This is a genomic window from Enterococcus sp. DIV0574 (assembly GCF_051711125.1).
Lineage (GTDB): Bacteria > Bacillota > Bacilli > Lactobacillales > Enterococcaceae > Enterococcus_D > Enterococcus_D gallinarum.
The window spans coordinates 1254400-1272855 of sequence record NZ_JBIOMA010000001.1 but is presented as its reverse complement, the minus strand read 5'-3'; the positions used below and the strand labels follow the sequence as shown (position 1 = coordinate 1272855).

Annotated in this window: 12 protein-coding genes; all 12 read right to left on the bottom strand. The window is 32.3% G+C overall.

What is annotated here, in order from left to right:
- The 12 genes from IGJ45_RS06270 to IGJ45_RS06215 all read right to left on the bottom strand — a co-directional run bounded on the left by IGJ45_RS06270 (nucleotide 1) and on the right by IGJ45_RS06215 (nucleotide 18455).
- Nucleotides 1-1068, bottom strand: a complete 1068-nt coding sequence (locus IGJ45_RS06270) for a sensor histidine kinase (protein ID WP_003126937.1) — start codon at nucleotides 1066-1068, stop codon at nucleotides 1-3.
- Complete coding sequence (gene liaF, locus IGJ45_RS06265; protein ID WP_103299900.1) at nucleotides 1065-1796, bottom strand: cell wall-active antibiotics response protein LiaF; 732 nt, start codon at nucleotides 1794-1796, stop codon at nucleotides 1065-1067. Before liaF ends, IGJ45_RS06270 begins: the two co-directional genes overlap by 4 nt.
- A 150-nt stretch (nucleotides 1797-1946) precedes the next feature.
- Nucleotides 1947-2426: a transcription elongation factor GreA gene (gene greA, locus IGJ45_RS06260; protein ID WP_003126935.1), complete on the bottom strand. Its 480-nt coding sequence runs from the start codon at nucleotides 2424-2426 to the stop codon at nucleotides 1947-1949.
- Between the two features lie 111 nt (nucleotides 2427-2537).
- Complete coding sequence (gene mltG, locus IGJ45_RS06255; RefSeq protein WP_138371733.1) at nucleotides 2538-3902, bottom strand: endolytic transglycosylase MltG; 1365 nt, start codon at nucleotides 3900-3902, stop codon at nucleotides 2538-2540.
- A 141-nt stretch (nucleotides 3903-4043) separates the two neighbouring features.
- The gene (locus tag IGJ45_RS06250) at nucleotides 4044-5576 is read right to left on the bottom strand and encodes a prepilin-type cleavage/methylation protein (protein ID WP_086269262.1); all 1533 of its coding nucleotides are present in this window, start codon (nucleotides 5574-5576) and stop codon (nucleotides 4044-4046) included.
- A gap of 36 nt (nucleotides 5577-5612) precedes the next feature.
- A complete protein-coding gene (locus IGJ45_RS06245) occupies nucleotides 5613-6563 on the bottom strand; it encodes an NAD-dependent epimerase/dehydratase family protein (protein ID WP_252711818.1) in 951 nt (316 codons plus the stop codon).
- Between the two features lie 3 nt (nucleotides 6564-6566).
- The gene (locus IGJ45_RS06240; protein ID WP_409531821.1) at nucleotides 6567-10013 is read right to left on the bottom strand and encodes a CDP-glycerol glycerophosphotransferase family protein; all 3447 of its coding nucleotides are present in this window, start codon (nucleotides 10011-10013) and stop codon (nucleotides 6567-6569) included.
- A 56-nt stretch (nucleotides 10014-10069) separates the two neighbouring features.
- On the bottom strand, nucleotides 10070-12055 hold the full coding sequence (locus tag IGJ45_RS06235) for a CDP-glycerol glycerophosphotransferase family protein (protein WP_409531820.1): 1986 nt from the start codon (nucleotides 12053-12055) through the stop codon (nucleotides 10070-10072).
- Between the two features lie 18 nt (nucleotides 12056-12073).
- Complete coding sequence (locus IGJ45_RS06230) at nucleotides 12074-15382, bottom strand: CDP-glycerol glycerophosphotransferase family protein (RefSeq protein WP_409531819.1); 3309 nt, start codon at nucleotides 15380-15382, stop codon at nucleotides 12074-12076.
- An 11-nt stretch (nucleotides 15383-15393) separates the two neighbouring features.
- A complete protein-coding gene (locus IGJ45_RS06225) occupies nucleotides 15394-16581 on the bottom strand; it encodes a CDP-glycerol glycerophosphotransferase family protein (protein WP_219645283.1) in 1188 nt (395 codons plus the stop codon).
- The gene (locus IGJ45_RS06220) at nucleotides 16562-17308 is read right to left on the bottom strand and encodes a WecB/TagA/CpsF family glycosyltransferase (protein ID WP_219645284.1); all 747 of its coding nucleotides are present in this window, start codon (nucleotides 17306-17308) and stop codon (nucleotides 16562-16564) included. Before IGJ45_RS06220 ends, IGJ45_RS06225 begins: the two co-directional genes overlap by 20 nt.
- Nucleotides 17298-18455, bottom strand: a complete 1158-nt coding sequence (locus IGJ45_RS06215; RefSeq protein ID WP_219645285.1) for a CDP-glycerol glycerophosphotransferase family protein — start codon at nucleotides 18453-18455, stop codon at nucleotides 17298-17300. Before IGJ45_RS06215 ends, IGJ45_RS06220 begins: the two co-directional genes overlap by 11 nt.
- Nucleotide 18456 lies beyond the last annotated feature (1 nt).

Below are 18456 nucleotides of genomic sequence, written 5' to 3'. Positions count from 1 at the left end.
TTATGCCTCCTTAAGCAGCGGGATTTTTATTTCAATACTTGTTCCTTGATTTTTAAAACTGATAATCTTTAATGTGCCGCCAACGGCACTGATTCGCTCACGGATATTCATCAGTCCATAACTGCCAGCTTTTTGATTGTCGACATCGAATCCTACACCATCGTCGATCACGCGCAACAGCACGTTGTGTTCAATATGATTCAAGTAGACTTCAAGTTCATCCGCTTTGGCATGACGCAGTGTATTCGATAGTAATTCTTGAATCACTCGAAATAATTGATCTTCTATAGAGCTTGGCATAGTAAACTCTTCGATATCCCATTTCAAGGATATCTTGATTTTTGTTTCCAATTCTTTTAATAATTGCTCGATTCCTTGTTTGAGGCTTTTCCCTTCCAATGTGACCGGACGCAGATGTAACAATAACGCTCGCATCTCAGACTGCGAAGCATTGATGATGTCCGTTACCATAGCCAACTGCTTCTTTTGCATTTCCGGGGCATCGTCCCGGATGGCTTGTTCGTTCAATGCGGACATCATCATCATTGCGGCAAATAATTGTTGTGAAACTGAATCATGCAATTCTCGGGCCAAACGATGTCGTTCGGCTTCAAGGATTTCTTCTTTTGTACTGCCATCCACTAGCTGCGGCCGAGCATTTAATTGTTGAAGCTCACTTGACATATCTTTCATTTTGACCTGTAATTTCCTGATGTCTCGATCGACATCTTCAATCAACCGATTTTCTTGCGCATGAGGGATAGGTGTGTCAAGTAGTGGACTATCAATATCTCCATTTGAAAGCAATCGCAGCTTCTCTTCGATTGGCCCATATTGGCGGTTTCTGAAAAGAGAAATCAATAGAAAGACAGCCAGGCCCACCATCAGCGAAACAACTAATAAATGAAAAATGATCGGTATAAAGAATAGTTTGATCTGAAAGACTTCTAGCAGCCAATTCTTCTTTCCACTAGCATAAAGATACGAAAAAAGAATCAAGATCATCATCAAAAAACTAGTGACCGCACTATAAAAAGCGATCATTCCTCGAGAAAATTTAGCAATCATACCCGAATCACCTCGATATCCCCAATCAAAGTGTTCGTTAAAATTTTTAGTCGGCGGGTGTTTTCCTCATAATCCGGACTGTAGATCGTAACTTTCTCATTCTTCAGACCTGTTGCCTCGCCTTCGAAAATCACTGTCCCGATAAAGGTGCTATGTTCCATTTTGATAGCAACTCCAGCAGGAACTAAAATTCTCGTACGGCCGAATCCCTTACGAACAATCACGACATTCTCTTTTTTCGGCAATAATGTATTTCCCAAATCAATGATCGTATCTCCAGAAAAGATATCGATATTGATATCATCCCATTCATACACTTGATTCCCGATCCGCTCATTGCCGATCCATTGTTGTTTCGTTTTATGAGGATGAAACTGCTTTGGTTCTTCTGTTTCTAAAATGATCATTTGTTTTTTGCGCCAAAACGTGTTTTTTGTAAAATCTACACCAGTGATTTCCACACCTTTCAATCCAATAAAAAGGATCGCAAAAATCAACATCAGCCACAAAGCCGGACTATTTAAAAGACTGATAAAGATGGCGATACCACCGGTAACCATCAAAAAATTATTAAAATTTGTTTTACGTTCTCTGCGAGAAACAAAGTAGATCGTCACAACACCTAAAATCAATAAAATCAATAACGGTGGATTCGATAAAATTTGCCAGACCGCAAATAGAAATAATAATGCTTCTACGACAAAGAAAAAACGCCAAGGGCTTTTCATGTAAGCTCCTCCTCCCAATGATTCTATTTTATCATAACGGATTCTTCGATGGCATACATCCGTCGCGAGTCCGAAAAAAGATCCTGATTGGTCCTTTTCTCTTTGAGAAAGTGATCATCAGGATCTTCTGCTTATACTTTTACGAAAAAATCAGCTTTTTTTCACTTCTGTGATTTTCACCAGCATATCTCCGCCTGGTGTTGAAATTGTTACTTCATCATTGATTTTTTTACCAATCAATGCACGAGCGATCGGTGAATCGTTTGAGATTTTACCAGAAAATGGATCCGCTTCTGCACTCCCAACTATTGTATATTCTTCTTCATCTCCATCAGGTAATTCAATGAACGTGACGGTTTTTCCGATCGATACTTCATCATTGTCTACGCCTTCATTATCAATGATCTCAGCAAAACGGATCATATTTTCTAATGTGGTGATACGACCTTCTACAAAGGCTTGTTCATCTTTTGCGGATTCGTATTCAGAGTTCTCAGAAAGATCTCCAAAGCTGCGGGCAACTTTGATTCTTTCAATGATTTCTCCACGTTTGACTGTCTTTAATTCTTCTAATTCCTGCTCTAATTTTTCTTTTCCTTCTAATGTCATTGGGTATACTTTTTCTACCATTTTAATTTCTCCTTTTAACTTCGTATCAACTGCAAAAGGTAATCTTTTGCGAATAGTCCACAAAAGATTACCATGGTTTTTTTTAAATGTAAACTAATATCCTAATAAAAATTAATTCGAAGTATTGTTTACATATTTTTCAACTAAACGCATATGTTCATCATAGGTTTCTGCAAAATAGACTTCTTGCGTATTGATGTCTGCCACAAAATAATAGTAATTATTTGGTGTTGGTTCCAACACTGCTTTGATAGATTGCTCACTTGGATTATTGAATGGTCCTGGACCATATCCTGTGTTGACATACAAATTGTATGGTGAGTCTACTTGAGTATCTTCGTAAGTTACCAACTCTTTATGCTCGCCTAACGCATAGAGAATAGAAATATCTGACTGCAATGGCATATCCACTGCCAGACGGTTAAAGAAGACTTGGGCAATGTTCTTACGGTCATCTTCTTTACTACCTTCTTTTTCGACAAGAGAAGCCAAGGTCAACACTTCTTGCACTGTCATTTCTTTTTCTGCGATCTGATCGTAATATTTAGACATAACAGTATTTGTTTTATCAATCATTTGGGTCACAACTTCTTCTAAAGTGTTTCCTTTATAATAGTCATAAGTTGCCGGGAAGAGATATCCTTCTAACTTGTATCGAACGCCTTCTGCTTTTGCTGCGCTATCCAACAACTCTGGATATGCTTCATGCATTTTATTAAAGAAGGTGTCATCTTTCATTAAAGCTAAGAAATCATCTTTCGAGATACTTGTTGCTTTGGCAAGCGCATCTCCGATTTGGTCTATATCATACCCTTCAGGAATCGTCACTTTCGCATCTGATGTCACTGACCCTTCTCCTTGCTGTAACTGGGCACTAATTTCATCCAGAGTCATACTTGGAGAAAACTGATAATTACCAGCTTGGAAACCAGTCAGATTATTAAATTTCGTATAATAATTAAAGATCATACCACTTTTGATGATCTTATCTTTTTCTAAAATCTCGCCAATCATTTTATTTGATGATCCGCTTGGAATCTCAACAGCAACTTTTTCTGTTTTTTCTGGATCTAACGGCTGCAATCCTGAAGTGACATATCGATAGACTGAAAAACCAAGGACGCCGCCAATAACGATTAATGCGATTACAACAATTGTGACGATGCGATTGACGATACGGTCTTCTCTTTTCCGCTGTAACTTACGAACGGTATCTGACTTTTCATCTAAACCAGCTTCTTCCCTTTTAGGAGCTGAGCGCTTCGCTTTTTGAGCGTTTTTTTGAACAGTTTTATTTTTGGCTTGGCCCTTTTGGGTACTGCTCTGCTTTTTTGTACTGCGGGTCGCAGAGCGACTTTCTATAGGTTCCTCAACAGATGATCGTTTTTGTTCAGACGATTCGTTGGTTTGAGGTTTTTTCAAAGCACCTAAAACTTCGTCTTTGAAGGACTTCTCTTCTGGATGTTGTTTACTCAAAACAACTCCTCCTAACTTTCGTAATACTGACTTGTACCATTATACACGAAAGTTAGGAGGAGTGGAATAAAATAAATATTTTTCGTACTCTAGTTTAACATTATTGTAAGCTGTATTGATGAAAATCTCACCGATTTTAAGCTACTGTTTTTCAAAAACATAGTAGCTCTTATCGAATGCGTCTACTTTGTGATAATCTTGTTTGATTTTTTCAATTAAAATCTTATTTAGTTTTCTATCGTTTGGATGCTCCTCTAAGAATGAATTTTTTGAAATAACAATAAACTTTGGAGGATTTTTTTGTAAAGAATTTGTAAATTGATTTTTTAACTTTGGAAATTCTTCATAATTCAGCGAAGGAAGCACAAAAAATTTGGAATTAGAGAATCTATTAGAATGTAAGTATATATTTGCATCAATTGCATGAACATAAATTTGTTCATCCTCGTTCGAATGATTTTTTATATATCTGGCAATATCTAATTGTTCCGATTGATATGAAGGCGTTTCTTTTCTATTAACATTATTAATACGTTCACCTACGGTTGGCAAGAATATAGGTAGCATGGAAAAAAGAAATACAAACATAACTATAAGATTTTTCTTCCTACTAAATTTTTTTGAGTAAAATCCCATTGCGATGCACTGTAAAACAATCAGAAAAGGAATTTCCGTGATTCCGTAATGACGATAATTTCTACCAGAGACAACAATCGTAAATAGATTTAAAATCAGTGCTATTAGGATTAAAACAATAACAGACCGCTTCTCCACCTCTATTTCTCTATATTTAATAACAATTTTTGAAAACAAAACTGTAAACCAAATAGGCAGACCATATACTGAAAATAAACCGAAGAAGAATATAAACGCTGCCACTCGTTCTTTTAGAGATGTTGAAGAGTACTGCATGTTCAATGTGAATGTTTGAAAAATCATTTCCTCAACTGAATTTGTCATTATAGAGAATACAATAATGAGCAAAACAATAGACATTCCACCAAGAAAAATGTAAAAAGCTTTTCTAAAAAGAGAAACAAAACTTTTTTTTATAATTTCTCTTACGGCTATTCCTATGCAAAAGACTACCCAAAGAGAAATCATGTTTAGACGTATAAAAAATACTAAACCACCCATTAGACCTAAAAGAAAGTAATGGTAACTTTTTAATGAATCACCGATTATCTCTTTCAGAAAGTAGTACATTGAGATAGAGATAAAAGTTAATGCATATTCTTCAGAAAGATTTCCACCTTCGTATAATTCAGAAAATAATCCAGAAGAAATCAATATTACAACTCCACATATCAAATGATTTCTTGAAACAAGATAACTTGTTTTGTAAAGAAAAATTAAAGCAATTAATAAAAAAACTGCCTCCACTAAAAATATTCCCAAAAATATATTGCCCAATCCAACAATATTAGCTATATATTGAATAAAAAATAATACTATCCCTTTATGATCAAACATATCTTTATAAGGTATTAATCCTTCCGATATTCCTTTTCCGAAATAAAGAAACATGGAAGAATCATGAGCGTCTATCCTATTTGAAAAAACATTTGAATTCAAAGTTAGTAAAATTAAAACAAATGAAAGAAGTACTAGCATAAAGGAGAATATCTTTTCCGTATTGAGAGATTTCGAACTATTGGACCTTGTCACTTTCATTGAGATTTACTCCATTCCACAACTATTTAACATTTATCAATATTGTATTTCTTCTTTTAAATACTCAGCTATTCCTTCATCTAAACTATAATTAGGTGAAAACCCAATTTTCTTAAGTTTTGATATATCTGCAACCGAATCCTTAATATCACCTTTTCTAGACTCTTCAAACTGAATTATAGGCTTGATGTTCATTTCGGATTCATATATACCAAGTACATCGTTAATCGAACTAGGAGCGCCAGTCCCTACATTAAACACTTCTCCTAGTGCTTCTTCTTTTTCTGATACCAATTTTAGAGCTTGCAAAACATCCTCAACATAGACAAAGTCTCTAGTTTGACTCCCATCTCCAAAAATTGTAAACACATCTTTTTCATTATTTCTTATTTTTTTGAAATGATTCGTTATAATAGACAACACTCCTGAGTATGGAGAAGAAGGATTTTGATTTGGACCATAAACATTAAAAAATCGTACAGCACTTGTCGGTAACCCATATAGAGTATTATAAAGTAATACATATTGTTCCGACGAGTATTTGTCAATTGCATACGGAGACAACGGCTTTATTCTCGAAATCTCTGATTTAGGTAAGACTTGATCGTCTCCATAAACAGCCGCAGAAGAAGCAAAAACAAACCTTTTTAGATTTTTCTGGGTCTCTTTTGCTAATTCCAGTAAGTCAAGTGTAGCCTCCATATTAACTTGGTGTGTTTCAAATGGTCTCTCTATCGAATCGGCAACACTTGCAACTGCAGCTAGATGGAAAATATAATCAAACTGATATTCAGCAAATAATTTATTTACAAAATCTCGGTTTCTTACATCTTTTTCAAAGAACGTGATTTTAGGACTGCTATTAAGATTTTCTCTTTTTCCCATCGATAAGTTATCAACGACCACTATTTCATTGTTATTTTTTTCTAAATTATTTACTAATGTTGAGCCTATAAAGCCGGCACCGCCTGTAACAAGATATCTCATTGCTTATACCTCCTCAATTTGTTTATAAAACATCTTGATCGCATTTTTATTATATTCTTGTGCATTGAAAGTAGCTGGTTGGACTTTTTCATTATATGCCTTTATAAGCATATTTTCTATGCCTTCAACGTTATTACTTTGGGCCAAAATTCCTAATCTACCATTTTGTAATACAAATTGTGTAGCCGGTATATTTGTAGCTCCTACTGGAACTCCCAAGGCCATTGCTTCTAGCAAAACCATAGGTTGTCCTTCATATTCCGAAGTTAGAATAAAAAATTGAGCTTCAGATAGTAACTGAAAAGGATTTTTCTCATGCCCCATTAAAAAAACTTTGTCAGCTATATTTAAAGATTTTATTTGATCAATTAGCTCTTGTCTTAAAGGTCCATCACCTAAAATATAAAGTCGAGCATTGTCAACGGAAGTGACAAATCGATTAAAGGCTTCAATTAACTCAGCTTGTCTTTTTTCTGGAGATAGCCGCCCCATGGTAACGATATTAAAATTTTCTTGTTGAGGATACAGCACAAAATTTCCTAATAAATCAACTTTTCCGAAGCTTTTAATCACTTTAATCTTAGACTCTTCCACAAAAATATCTGTATTCGTTTTGAAATATATGCCTAGTGTTGTAATGCACTTCTCTGTTAATAAAACTTCTTTTGTCGTTACTTCAATAGTTTTTTGTTCCTCTAATGAAGAAAACGCATAGTCTGATATTATTTGTGCTTTCAATAATATATTTTCAGTTGAAACAATGTGAAATCCATCAATTATTAATAAATTTTTCTCATTTACCCAACCGATAAACTTATTTCGATCCCAAAGACGATAGTACCAACCGTTCTGATTTTGAATTTTCATAGTATACTTCAAAATTTTTCCGTTGATTATATTGATGTCTTCTTTTTCATAATCCTTTGTTAAGGCGCTTTTCCATGGATCATTACTTGGAAGTGCAATGATTCTAGCAAACCCTTCTTCATAGACAGTTTCAAGAGTTCTGTTATTTAAAGTTCTTATACGGTTTCTATTCGATAAATGATTCTTCATTTTTCTAAGCATTAAGTTACTGTTGATAGGATTTAGAACAGATTTCTCAATCCAGCCCAAATCCTTAGAATCTATTTGTATGTGAACATATACTTGATCTGTACTCAAATAAGCTTCTTTAGTAACTTTAACAATCAAGTAGCGATAATCCCATATTTTCCCGACTACTCTTGCTTCCTCAATCGTGGGAAGGTCTTTCCATAGGATTCTACGTTTATTTCGTTTTACGTAGCAAAAATAATCGACGTTCTCTATACTCACTATTTCTGGCAACCGTATATTGACATCTTTTGAAGAAGTCCATCCAACAAAAATATTATTAATCAAAATCTTATATCTGATTTCATCTGCGAACTTAACCTGAGCTACTGATCTTAACAAATCAGTCGACTTAATTATCTGACTTTTACTTTCTAAATCAAAAGGAGATTTAAATATTTCTATTGATTCTCTTATATTAACTAAATCTGTATTACTTTCAAGAATATTAATTTCTTCATTCAGCTCTTTGCTTGTTGAAAAAAGTTTTTCCGTATCTAGAGTATTTAATGCGTAAGTAAACTTATCTTTGTCTACAAATTTTGATAATTTAGCCTGATTTACTTCTTGCATAATAGGTGACACAGTGATTAACTTATCAAAATTTTTGTATTGATAAAACAACCTTAATAGGTTCATCTCATGAATGCGTACTCCATTAACTGTACGATTTTTATCTTCTAGCATATCACTATGGAGATAACAAAGTTTTTTATCTGAATCAGCCGCCAAAATGTACTTTGACCAAAAGAAACTATACCCGCTGAAATCGATTGCTACATCAAATTTTTGATTAGAGAAAATTCGAGAAGCCTCTCTCTTGAGCCCATCCCACGGAAGTAAGCTTGAGTTTTTTTCAGATGGCTTTTCATTATACCTTGCTACTAATTTCTGTTCTTTGTTACTTAGCATAGCATATCCTGGCTTGAACAAAAATCTTGCCTCATCAGGAATAGCGTGGATATTAGAAATACTTTCTGAAGAATGAGGATAGCCTGAGAAACAAGTAACATCATATTCTGAATAATCGATATTTTTTAGTAAATTGATTAAACTTGATGTTATTCCATTATTTTTCATTCCTCCCACATAAAACAACAATTTCTTTTTATTATTTCTTGAAACTATGCTTTCACCCAAATTTAGCTCATGTTTATCAAAAATATATGAAATAATTCTGTGTGTTACATTTCCATCCTCGTATTTTAGAAATTCGCTTTTGAGAGCTTCATAATTTTGTCTATATTCTTTCTGCACTCTATCAATACTTTTTATATAATTAATAATTTCGAAAATTGTCGTAGCAACCGGACCAGGTAATTTATCTTCACTAATATATAGCCCTCTATCATTTTCATAAAGATCCTTATCCCAACAATAAAATAGAATTGGTTTATCAGTCAGCATAAAGTCAAAAAATATACTAGAATAGTCTGTCACCAATAGATCAATAGCCACCATTAATTCATTTGGATCATAAGAATCTGGTACTAAAAACCCACGAAACTCATCAATTTCTTTCGCTGCATCATAAATAAACGGATGTACCTTAACAAGTAAGTTATATTCACTTCCAATGTGACTTTGTAAAAACTTAGATTCACTAATTATTTGATTCAACTCAGAAGTAGGGTTATTTACGTCTTTTCCCTTCCAAGTAGGACAATATAGAACTGTTTTTTTGTCAAGGTTAACATTCAATGATAGCTCTTTTAATTTCTTTACTTCTGATTCGAGTGTAGTTTTATGCATTAAGTCAATTCTTGGATAGCCTGCTTCTAAAATCTCACCTTGATACAATCCGTCCAATTTAAAGCTGTTCAAATACATATTAGTTGTATGTCTATTTGGACTAATTAAGTAATTTGAAAAAAGAAAATTTCTGATAACATTTTGCGGACCGGCTGGATTAGAATCTTTGATATCAAATCCCATTTTTTTTAGTGGAGTACCATGCCAAGTATTAATTACTACCTGATCTTTCCTAGGTATAAAAAAAGATTGAAAAGTAGCGTTTGTAATTAAAAATTTACTCTCATAAAGATATTTTACGTATTCTTGTGTGTTTCTCTCCACAAAAAGCACATTTGTTTGTTCTTGATAGAAATCGATTATATTCTCCCAATTATCTACTGCTGGATCAAAGCTCCAAACATGAGTATATTCTTTATATCTTTCATGATTCATCATATATTCAAAGATTGCTTTTGGGGAGTCAACCATATTTTTTCCATCTCTGGATTCATAAAAAATCATTTTTGAGTATTGTTCACAAAATTCATAATACTCCGCTGCCCAGGTGGCTAGCTGAAAAGATAAATTATTTTTTTTTCTAACCTTAGCTAATATATTCAATCCAAACACCTTTCTCTTTAAAAACAATTTCTCTCTACAAGTGCAATATTCGGCTACTAAAAGGATTTTTTTTCTTCATGTAAATGTTGCAAATTTTGAAAAACTCTTTGACAAGCTCTTCTATCACGAAATTGGTAAATATCATTTTTAACAATTTTTTTGAATTCTTTTTCCATTTTATAATGTTCAATCTTTTTGAATAATTCATTCAATAGCTCTTCTTCTTTATTGACTATCTTTCCAGGTAAAAAATCTGGCTCTAATGGATCAAAATTTCTCTGTTCAACAAGTTGATTATCAAACTGATAATACAATACTGGTTTATATAAAATTGAGAAATCAAGCCCTACACTTGAATAATCAGTTATTAATATTCCATGATTTTTTAACATGTTTTGGACGGTATGTTCTCCAGCTTCAACAACTTGAACAAATCTAGATTCAAACAAATGATTATACTTCTGAAAATTATTATGCAAGTATAAATTAACAGTCAAATCCCGTTTATTAACTTCATTTTCAAAAAACAAATTATTTATTAACGAATTAAAGGCTTTGAAGAAAGATGTCTTTTTAAATTCTTCATCCGATAAATTCTCCTGCCCCTTTCTCCAAGAAGGCATGATTAAGATCTTTTTTTTATTAATAATAGTTTTGACCTGATTAAAAGGTTCAAGTAAATAATCAAACCTTGGAAGACCAGTTAAGATAATATCTCCCTCAGGATAATACAATTCATCCCTAACTATATTAAATTCTCTTTTTGATGAAACAACAAATTTATTAATTAGTTCGGGATTTGTTTTTTTCCCATACATATATTCTAAATTTCGCACACCTATAATACCATGTTGTAGAAATATATTATAAAAACTCTTTATCTTTCTCTCAATAGTACTTGTCAATACTGGGGCTGCATTATTTGGGGTATGCGTATGAGCGAGATAACTGGCTTGAAAGAGTTTTTCGATATGTTCCTTACTTTTATAAAACAAGACATTGGACATATATTTATTTAATTCCAGTAAATCTTTCGAGTCTTTAGTAATGATATAGTACGGAATAAACTCTTTCTGTTTATCCATCAGATATTTAAAAAACGCCAAACCATTTTCCTGTGCTTTATGTGGATACTCCATAATTAAAATAATATTGTTTTTATCGGATGATTTAGATAACATATGATCGTTTTCAAGGCTCTTCAAGAAAGTGAATTCTTCTTTTTTTAATATACCAAATCTAGCAGAAACTTTATTTTTTGCATTTTCAAAAAATCTTATCATTATCTTTTTGCTCTCTGAAAAGTTTAGCCATATCTCATTATTCTTTATTGAAGGAATACTTATTTGTGCCATATATGACGTTAAAGGAATAATTTTTGATTGAATAGTAAATCCAAAATCAATAATATCATAATTGTACTGGTCATAATGAATAGTTCCAGTAACTTTTTTTATTGCTTCTACAATATCATAAGTCACAGAGAAACTATTAATAAAGGTACTGTTTTCTCCTTTTCTACTATTTATATACTTGGTTTCTATCGTATGAGTAGCTTGCTTCTGTCTATTGATAGTTACAATATTTAATTTATCGATTGGTATACACTTTGTAACAACTTGAAAATTTAATATCAAGTTCTGTTTTTTTTGCATCCTGATATCAGTTATTTGAGCATTCTGGATGTAACTCTTAGCTGAAGGAAATTGATTCCATATAAATCTTATTTTGTTGTCTAAAGTGAGGTATATATAAATTTCAGTATTATAAATTTTCATTTTTGGAGAATTTATAAATGAAATATCAAAATCATCTACTGAAATTTGCTCCTTTTTTATTCCGTAATAAATAAAAACCCTATCCTCTTGTTTTTCTTTCATCAAACTAGCAATATCTTTACCTGTGATTTTCCAAGTAAAATCGTCTACTTTTATGAATCTAATCTCATTTTTTCCTTTTGCAATAACTAGTTTAACAAAATTAAACGTTCTAGAGATAAAATAGCATTCGTCTTTTTCTGTTCTTATTTCAATTTTATGCATAATAGTACTCACCTAACTTTATCCATCAATTTCCATATAAAAATTTGTAATTGCCTTCGTATTGTAATCATTAGGATCAAATTTTATTATCTGTTCTATCATTGGTATTTCTCTTTGTATAGCTTGTGCAATATCCTCTGCAGAAAATCCTTCAATGTAGGTCGTAGAATACTCTCCCAAAACTGAAACATTTGCAGGGATATTTGTAGCTAGAACAGGAAGTTTTAACGTTAAAGCCTCTAATAAGACCATAGGTTGCCCTTCATAGATTGAAGGAAAAACAAACAAATCACATTGTTTCATAATCGAAAAAGGATCTTCTTGATGTCCTAACAGAAAGACATGTTCTTCAAGCTCAAGTTTTTTGATTAGCTGCTTCATCTCAAGTTTTAAAGGACCTTCTCCTAAAATATACAAACGTACATTTTTTTGATCTTCAATAATTTGCTTGATAGCCTTGATTAAATTGATTTGATTTTTTTCTGGTGATAATCTGCCCATATTAACTAAATTGATAGAGTCAGATGAGATGGTAGGACCGCTTATCCACTTCTGATTCTTGGCTCTTTCATCAATTAAGTTACTTTGAATTTCCATTGAGTTGACTCTTGCTTCCTCAATGTTTTTTGCTTCAATCCATATTTTATTTCCTTCTGCTGAATTAGTACAATAGTAATCCTTCTGATTAATTGTTGCTTTTTTTGTAAATAAAGCTACATCGTCTTTTTCAAACATAATGGCTACTTGTTCGCTTCCAGCAATTGGCTCTGGTTCAGTCCATCCAATTGTTGTTTTATTTTTGAATTGACCTTGAATAAATATAGACTGAAACTTATCTAACACAATTGTTTTTTCTTTGACATTTTTATTCAAAAAATAATTTATTAAAGCCCTTAGATGAAACGTTTGATGAAAATTTGAAAGACAATTTTTGTTAATCCAGCCGATTTCTCCATTGCTGTTTTCAATGTAGCAGTAGCTGGTGTCATTAATTTTCTGCTCTTTACTAATATAAGCATACGTATTATTTAAATATTTAAGTGGTGAGCGAATACTATTCAAATCACTCATTGAATAATAAATCATTTCATCATTGCTGCAGTTAATTGTAGCAATCATTGAGCGGTTTTCTATTATTGTTTCTTCCTTTTGGATACCTTTGTTAGAAGCCTGAATAAATCTTTTTTCAATCCAACCTGTATAAATGCCATTAACTGTAATTTTTGCATACTCTTTCATATTATAAAAAGTTGATGCAAGTACATAAATTTCGTCATCTTCTGTAATTGTTTTGGAAAAATATACTCCTTTTTCCAGCAGTGATAGGCTTGTATATACTTGATAGGTTTTAGCGGCAATGATGTTTCCTGTAAATCTAAAATTAGATATTTCTTGATTATTGGCGTTTGGATTACTACTATCTACAGATCCACTTGTCATGATCTTAGATATATCAATTGTATTTGTCGTGTAACCAATTTGTCCATCCGTGATAAATTCTTTTAAATTCTTTCTGTTAATTTCCATGGTCTCTTTTGAAACACTAAGAATACGATCGAACAAGTAATAAATGGAAAAGACTGCAGGTAGATTTTTTTTATGCGGAGCCTTTCCATTAATGATTTTTTTTGAATCACTTAATAAATCATTATGTTGAAAAATAATTCTCTTATTACTGTTCATGAATGCAATCAATTTTGCCCAGAAAAAGCTATACCCACTAAAATCAATTGCAACATCAAACGCAATATTTCCTACAATCCTCGCAGCCTCTCTTTTATAAGCTTTCTCTGGTAGCAAGAAGCGCCACCCTTTCTTCAATGAAAAGAGCTGAATAAAATAATCTCTGATTAATTCATTTCTAGTAAAAAGTGAATTTCCTGGACGAAATAGCATTCGAACATTTTTATTGATCTTATTTAAGTTTTTTATTTCTTCACTGGAAACAGGTTTATTCAGAATAATAGAAATATCATACTTGCTATAATCTATATTGTTACTTAGATTAATAAAACTTGTTGTGATTCCATTATTTTTCATGCCACCAGGATAAATAATAAGTTTTTTCAGATCATTTCTAAGAAGTATCTCCTTAATTTTTTTTGATTTCCTTTTTTTGAAAATCCTTTCAACATAACGCTTAGTTACATTACCATCTTGGTAATTGCAAATTTTCTCTTTCATTAAACGATAATTTTGTCTATATTGATCCACAAAAATATCTTTTTTTTCTATCAGGTCAATAAGCTCATCGACTGTCTCAGCAACAGGTCCGGGTAATACACTTTCTGGGAGATACATTCCTCTATCCGCTTCATACAAATCTCTGTCCCAAACATAAAAAATAATAGGTTTGTCTGTAACCAAAAAATCAAAAAAGATGCTAGAGTAGTCAGTGATCAATAAATCAACAATTGATAATACCTCATTTGGATCCAAACTATCTGGAATCAAAATATGTTTGATTCGCTCATTTCTGCTTAATGTCTTGTAAATATAAGGATGTACCTTGACCAATACATTATATTTTCCCTTAAAATAGTCTTTTAAAAGATAGGTTTCTCTTATAATTTGTTCTTCATCATTTGAGGGATTTAATATAGAAGATCCTTTCCATGTTGGCGTATATAAAATAGTTGGCAAATTATCATCAAAAACGAGGTTTAACTCATCTAATTCTTCTTTGATGACTTCTCGTTGAATAGAATTAGTGCAATCTATTCGAGGGTAGCCTCCTTCTAAAATCACTCCAGGAAAAATTCCGTCTAATCGATAGCTTTTTGAAAAAATTTCAGTTGTGTGAGCATTCGGCGATAGAATATAATCAGCCATTAAAAAATTTCTTACAACATTTTGCGAATGAGCAGGATTTCCTGGGATATCAAATCCCATATATTTTAAAGGTGTCCCATGCCAAGTATTTATGTAAATTTGCTCTTTTTTCTTAACAAAGAAAGATTGAAAAGTAGCATTGTTCACTAAATATTCTGCAGACGCAAGCCATTTCAAATATTCTTTTGAGTTTCTCACTACAAAATCAACATTCTTATAAGAAGCTTTTATTTTATTAACAGTAGGATAATCTAAATCATTGATTACCCACACATGGTGATAATGAGCGAAGTCGGGATCATTCACTAAATACTTAAAAATTGCAAAAGGAGAGTCTACAATTGATTGACCATCCCTGACTTCATATAGTATCGTATTTTTCTTTATATCGATTGTACTTAATTTTGCATAAAACGACGCTATACTACCATTTTTTGAAACAAAACTGTTTAATACTTTGTTAATCAGCAACTTAATATTCCCTACTGCACTCATATAGTATCCCCTTAATTACTTGCCTTGATCAATTCTGCCACTTTTAGAGAAGCTTCTCCATTTTCCCAAGAGCAAAATTTATTATAAAATTCTAGATATTTTTTATCATTGAGATTTTTTTTACTGGTTTCTGTATAAAAGTTTTTTATCGCATTATAGAATGATGTTTCATCTTTACAAATTGGTCCAGGTAAACTATCATAATCAAAATAAAATCCACGAACCTCATTCTCATAATGAACCAAATCATAAGCATAAAATATCATTGGTTTCTTTAATATCGCAAAGTCAAACATAACTGATGAATAATCTGTTATTAAGCAATCAGCAATCAGAAACAAATCATTTATATCCTCATCAACACAGACCCTAACTTGATTTTCATACCCATCTATATCTATTGAATCTTTTACTAAATAATGCGGTCTGATAATTAGCAAATCTTCTTTATCAAGAAGTTGTATCATTTTTTCTAATTTGAAAGGCATGTTAAACTTGTAATTCCCCTGGGAAATAAAATAATCATCTCGCCAAGTTGGTGCATATAGAAAAACGTTGCCTCGTTTTTCTCCTAGGAGTTCTTTTTTCAGTTGGTTGACTATAAACTCATTATTTGCTTGCACTAAACGATCGTTCCTAGGATATCCGATATCTAAAAAATTATTTTCGAAAGCAAATGCATGTTTAAATATCTCTTTTGAGTATTCATTAGGTGCGACTAAATAATCCCAACGCTTACTTTCTTTGATAAAGCTATCTTGATAGGATTTAGTATTTGTACCAGGCATGACAACATTTTTGATATCTAATCCTAATTTTTTCAAAGGGGTCCCATGCCATGTTTGAAAATAGACTGTTTGCTTATTTTTTTTAAACCAGTTTGACATTCGTGCATTAAAAATCCAAAAACCCGCCCTTGAAGCTACCCATAACCATTTCATTGAATAGCGAGAAAGAAAATTCATTTCTGGATACATAGCTTTTGCTTCTAATAGATTTGCTTTTTTTATTCCCCAATAAAGATTCCAGTTTGCAAACTCTTCGTCTTGAACCATAGCATTATAAATCGCTAAAGGATTATCTGAAGGGATATTCCCGTTAAAACTTTCAAATAAAACTATTTTTTTATTTACTGGAAAGATTGCTGTGACTATATTGAATAACGTTCGATAAATAAAACTAATAATTTGTTTTATCATTTCTATGCACCATCTTCCAATAAATACTTTTCGCCATAAATACTGGCAACTGTAGAATTCTTCCAATCCTCTTTGGATTGCTCAAAGAACGGTACAACCATTCTAAATGACAATTAATAAAAAAAGCAGGAGCTCTTTTTACGTGACCGCTTAAAACATCAAAACTCCCTCCAACATCTTGAAAAACTGATGCTTCAAGCGCATTTGTATTTTTAGCCAACCATTTCTCTTGCCGAGGAAACCCCAACGCTACAAAAAGAAAATCAGGTTGAGCAGCATTTATTTGATCAACTAAGATTCCATCGTCCATCTTAGTATATCCGTCCACTGCGCCTGCAACAATCAAATCTGGGTATTGCTGATTGATGTTCTTAACTGCATCAGAAAGGACTTCTGGCTTTGCTCCATAAAAAAAAGCACTTTTCTTATGAGTATTTGCGTAATCCAATAATTTCAACATTAAATCGTAACCAGTGACTCTTTCCTTGATTTTTCCACCAGTTAATTTCGAAACTAAGACTACGCCAATCCCGTCAGGTATGCGATGTGTACTATGATTGATAAATCGCACGATTTCAGGAAATTTATTGCTTTCAGTGATGATTTGCGGGTTTACACTTACAATAGTCATTTTACGATTACTATTGATATAATTTGGTAAATCATTGATTACATCCTCATAGGTAATTTGATCCACAAAAATTCCCATTATCTCTTCAGTTTTCATATTGTTCATCAATCCATTCAAATAAATAGTTCATTGCATTTCCAGAAACAAACGTATTCCACTTCGCATTAAAATCCACTAAGTCCTGTTTTTCGGAGGACATTATTTCTTCAAATAATCCAGCTGGCGTTTTCACGATTGAAGAATCCAGAGTATCTTTGAAGGCCTCTTGTATCCCCACAAGATCATCATATAATTCATAGTCATAACAAAAATAAATTATTTTTCCATTTGGATTCGCTAATGAAAATTCAAATGGAACTGAGGAATAATCCGTGATCAGACAATCTGCAACAATAAGTAAATTTTTTAGATCATGTTGCATTTCATCAATAAAATAAGATGGATATTTCTTAGCCAAGCTTTTTAATTTTTTATCATGGGGATGGGCATGGATATAGAATACCCATTCATCACCAATTTGTTCTTCAATTTGCTCGAGGTCCAACGGAAGCTCATAGTCGTTTTCTCTATAGGTTGGAACATAGAGAGCAATTTTTTTATTAGTCCCTTTTGATAAAATATTCTTTTCTTTAAGAATGTTTTTTTCGTTCCGATTGAAATAATAATCCGTCATGGGATAACCGAATTTTAAAAAGATAGGATCGATATTGTAACTTTCAGCAAAAATTTCAGCCATTGTCGGAGAACTTACTACAAAATGCGTAAACGTATCATATACTTTTTGATAACGTTGTTGATCCTTAGCAGTTGCTTTCTTAGCATATTGGGCTTGCAAACCAAATTTTTTGATTGCCCCATTTGCATGCCATATTTGAACAACTTTTGTTTGTTCATCAAAAGACATCCCACCCAGAAAGGCGAAATAATTATCACATATAATCATTTGCGACGCTTTAATAATCGGGATGATTCTAGTACACAAGATATAAAATGACTGCAGAGGATAGCAGTCTATTCTTTCTTGATTAAATCGTTTAATCGTTTCTTGCGCATTGCTGGTATAACAAATAACCAAACGATTACCATATCTTTCAACTAAAGCATCCAAAACATAGGTACTTGTGGATGGAAAACTTAACAAAAAGACGATTTTATTGTTTTTAGGACGTCTCCTTAGTGAAAAAAGTTTAACTAAGGACAAGTAAACGATTTTTGAAAACGAAATTGCAATTTGTTTAATCATA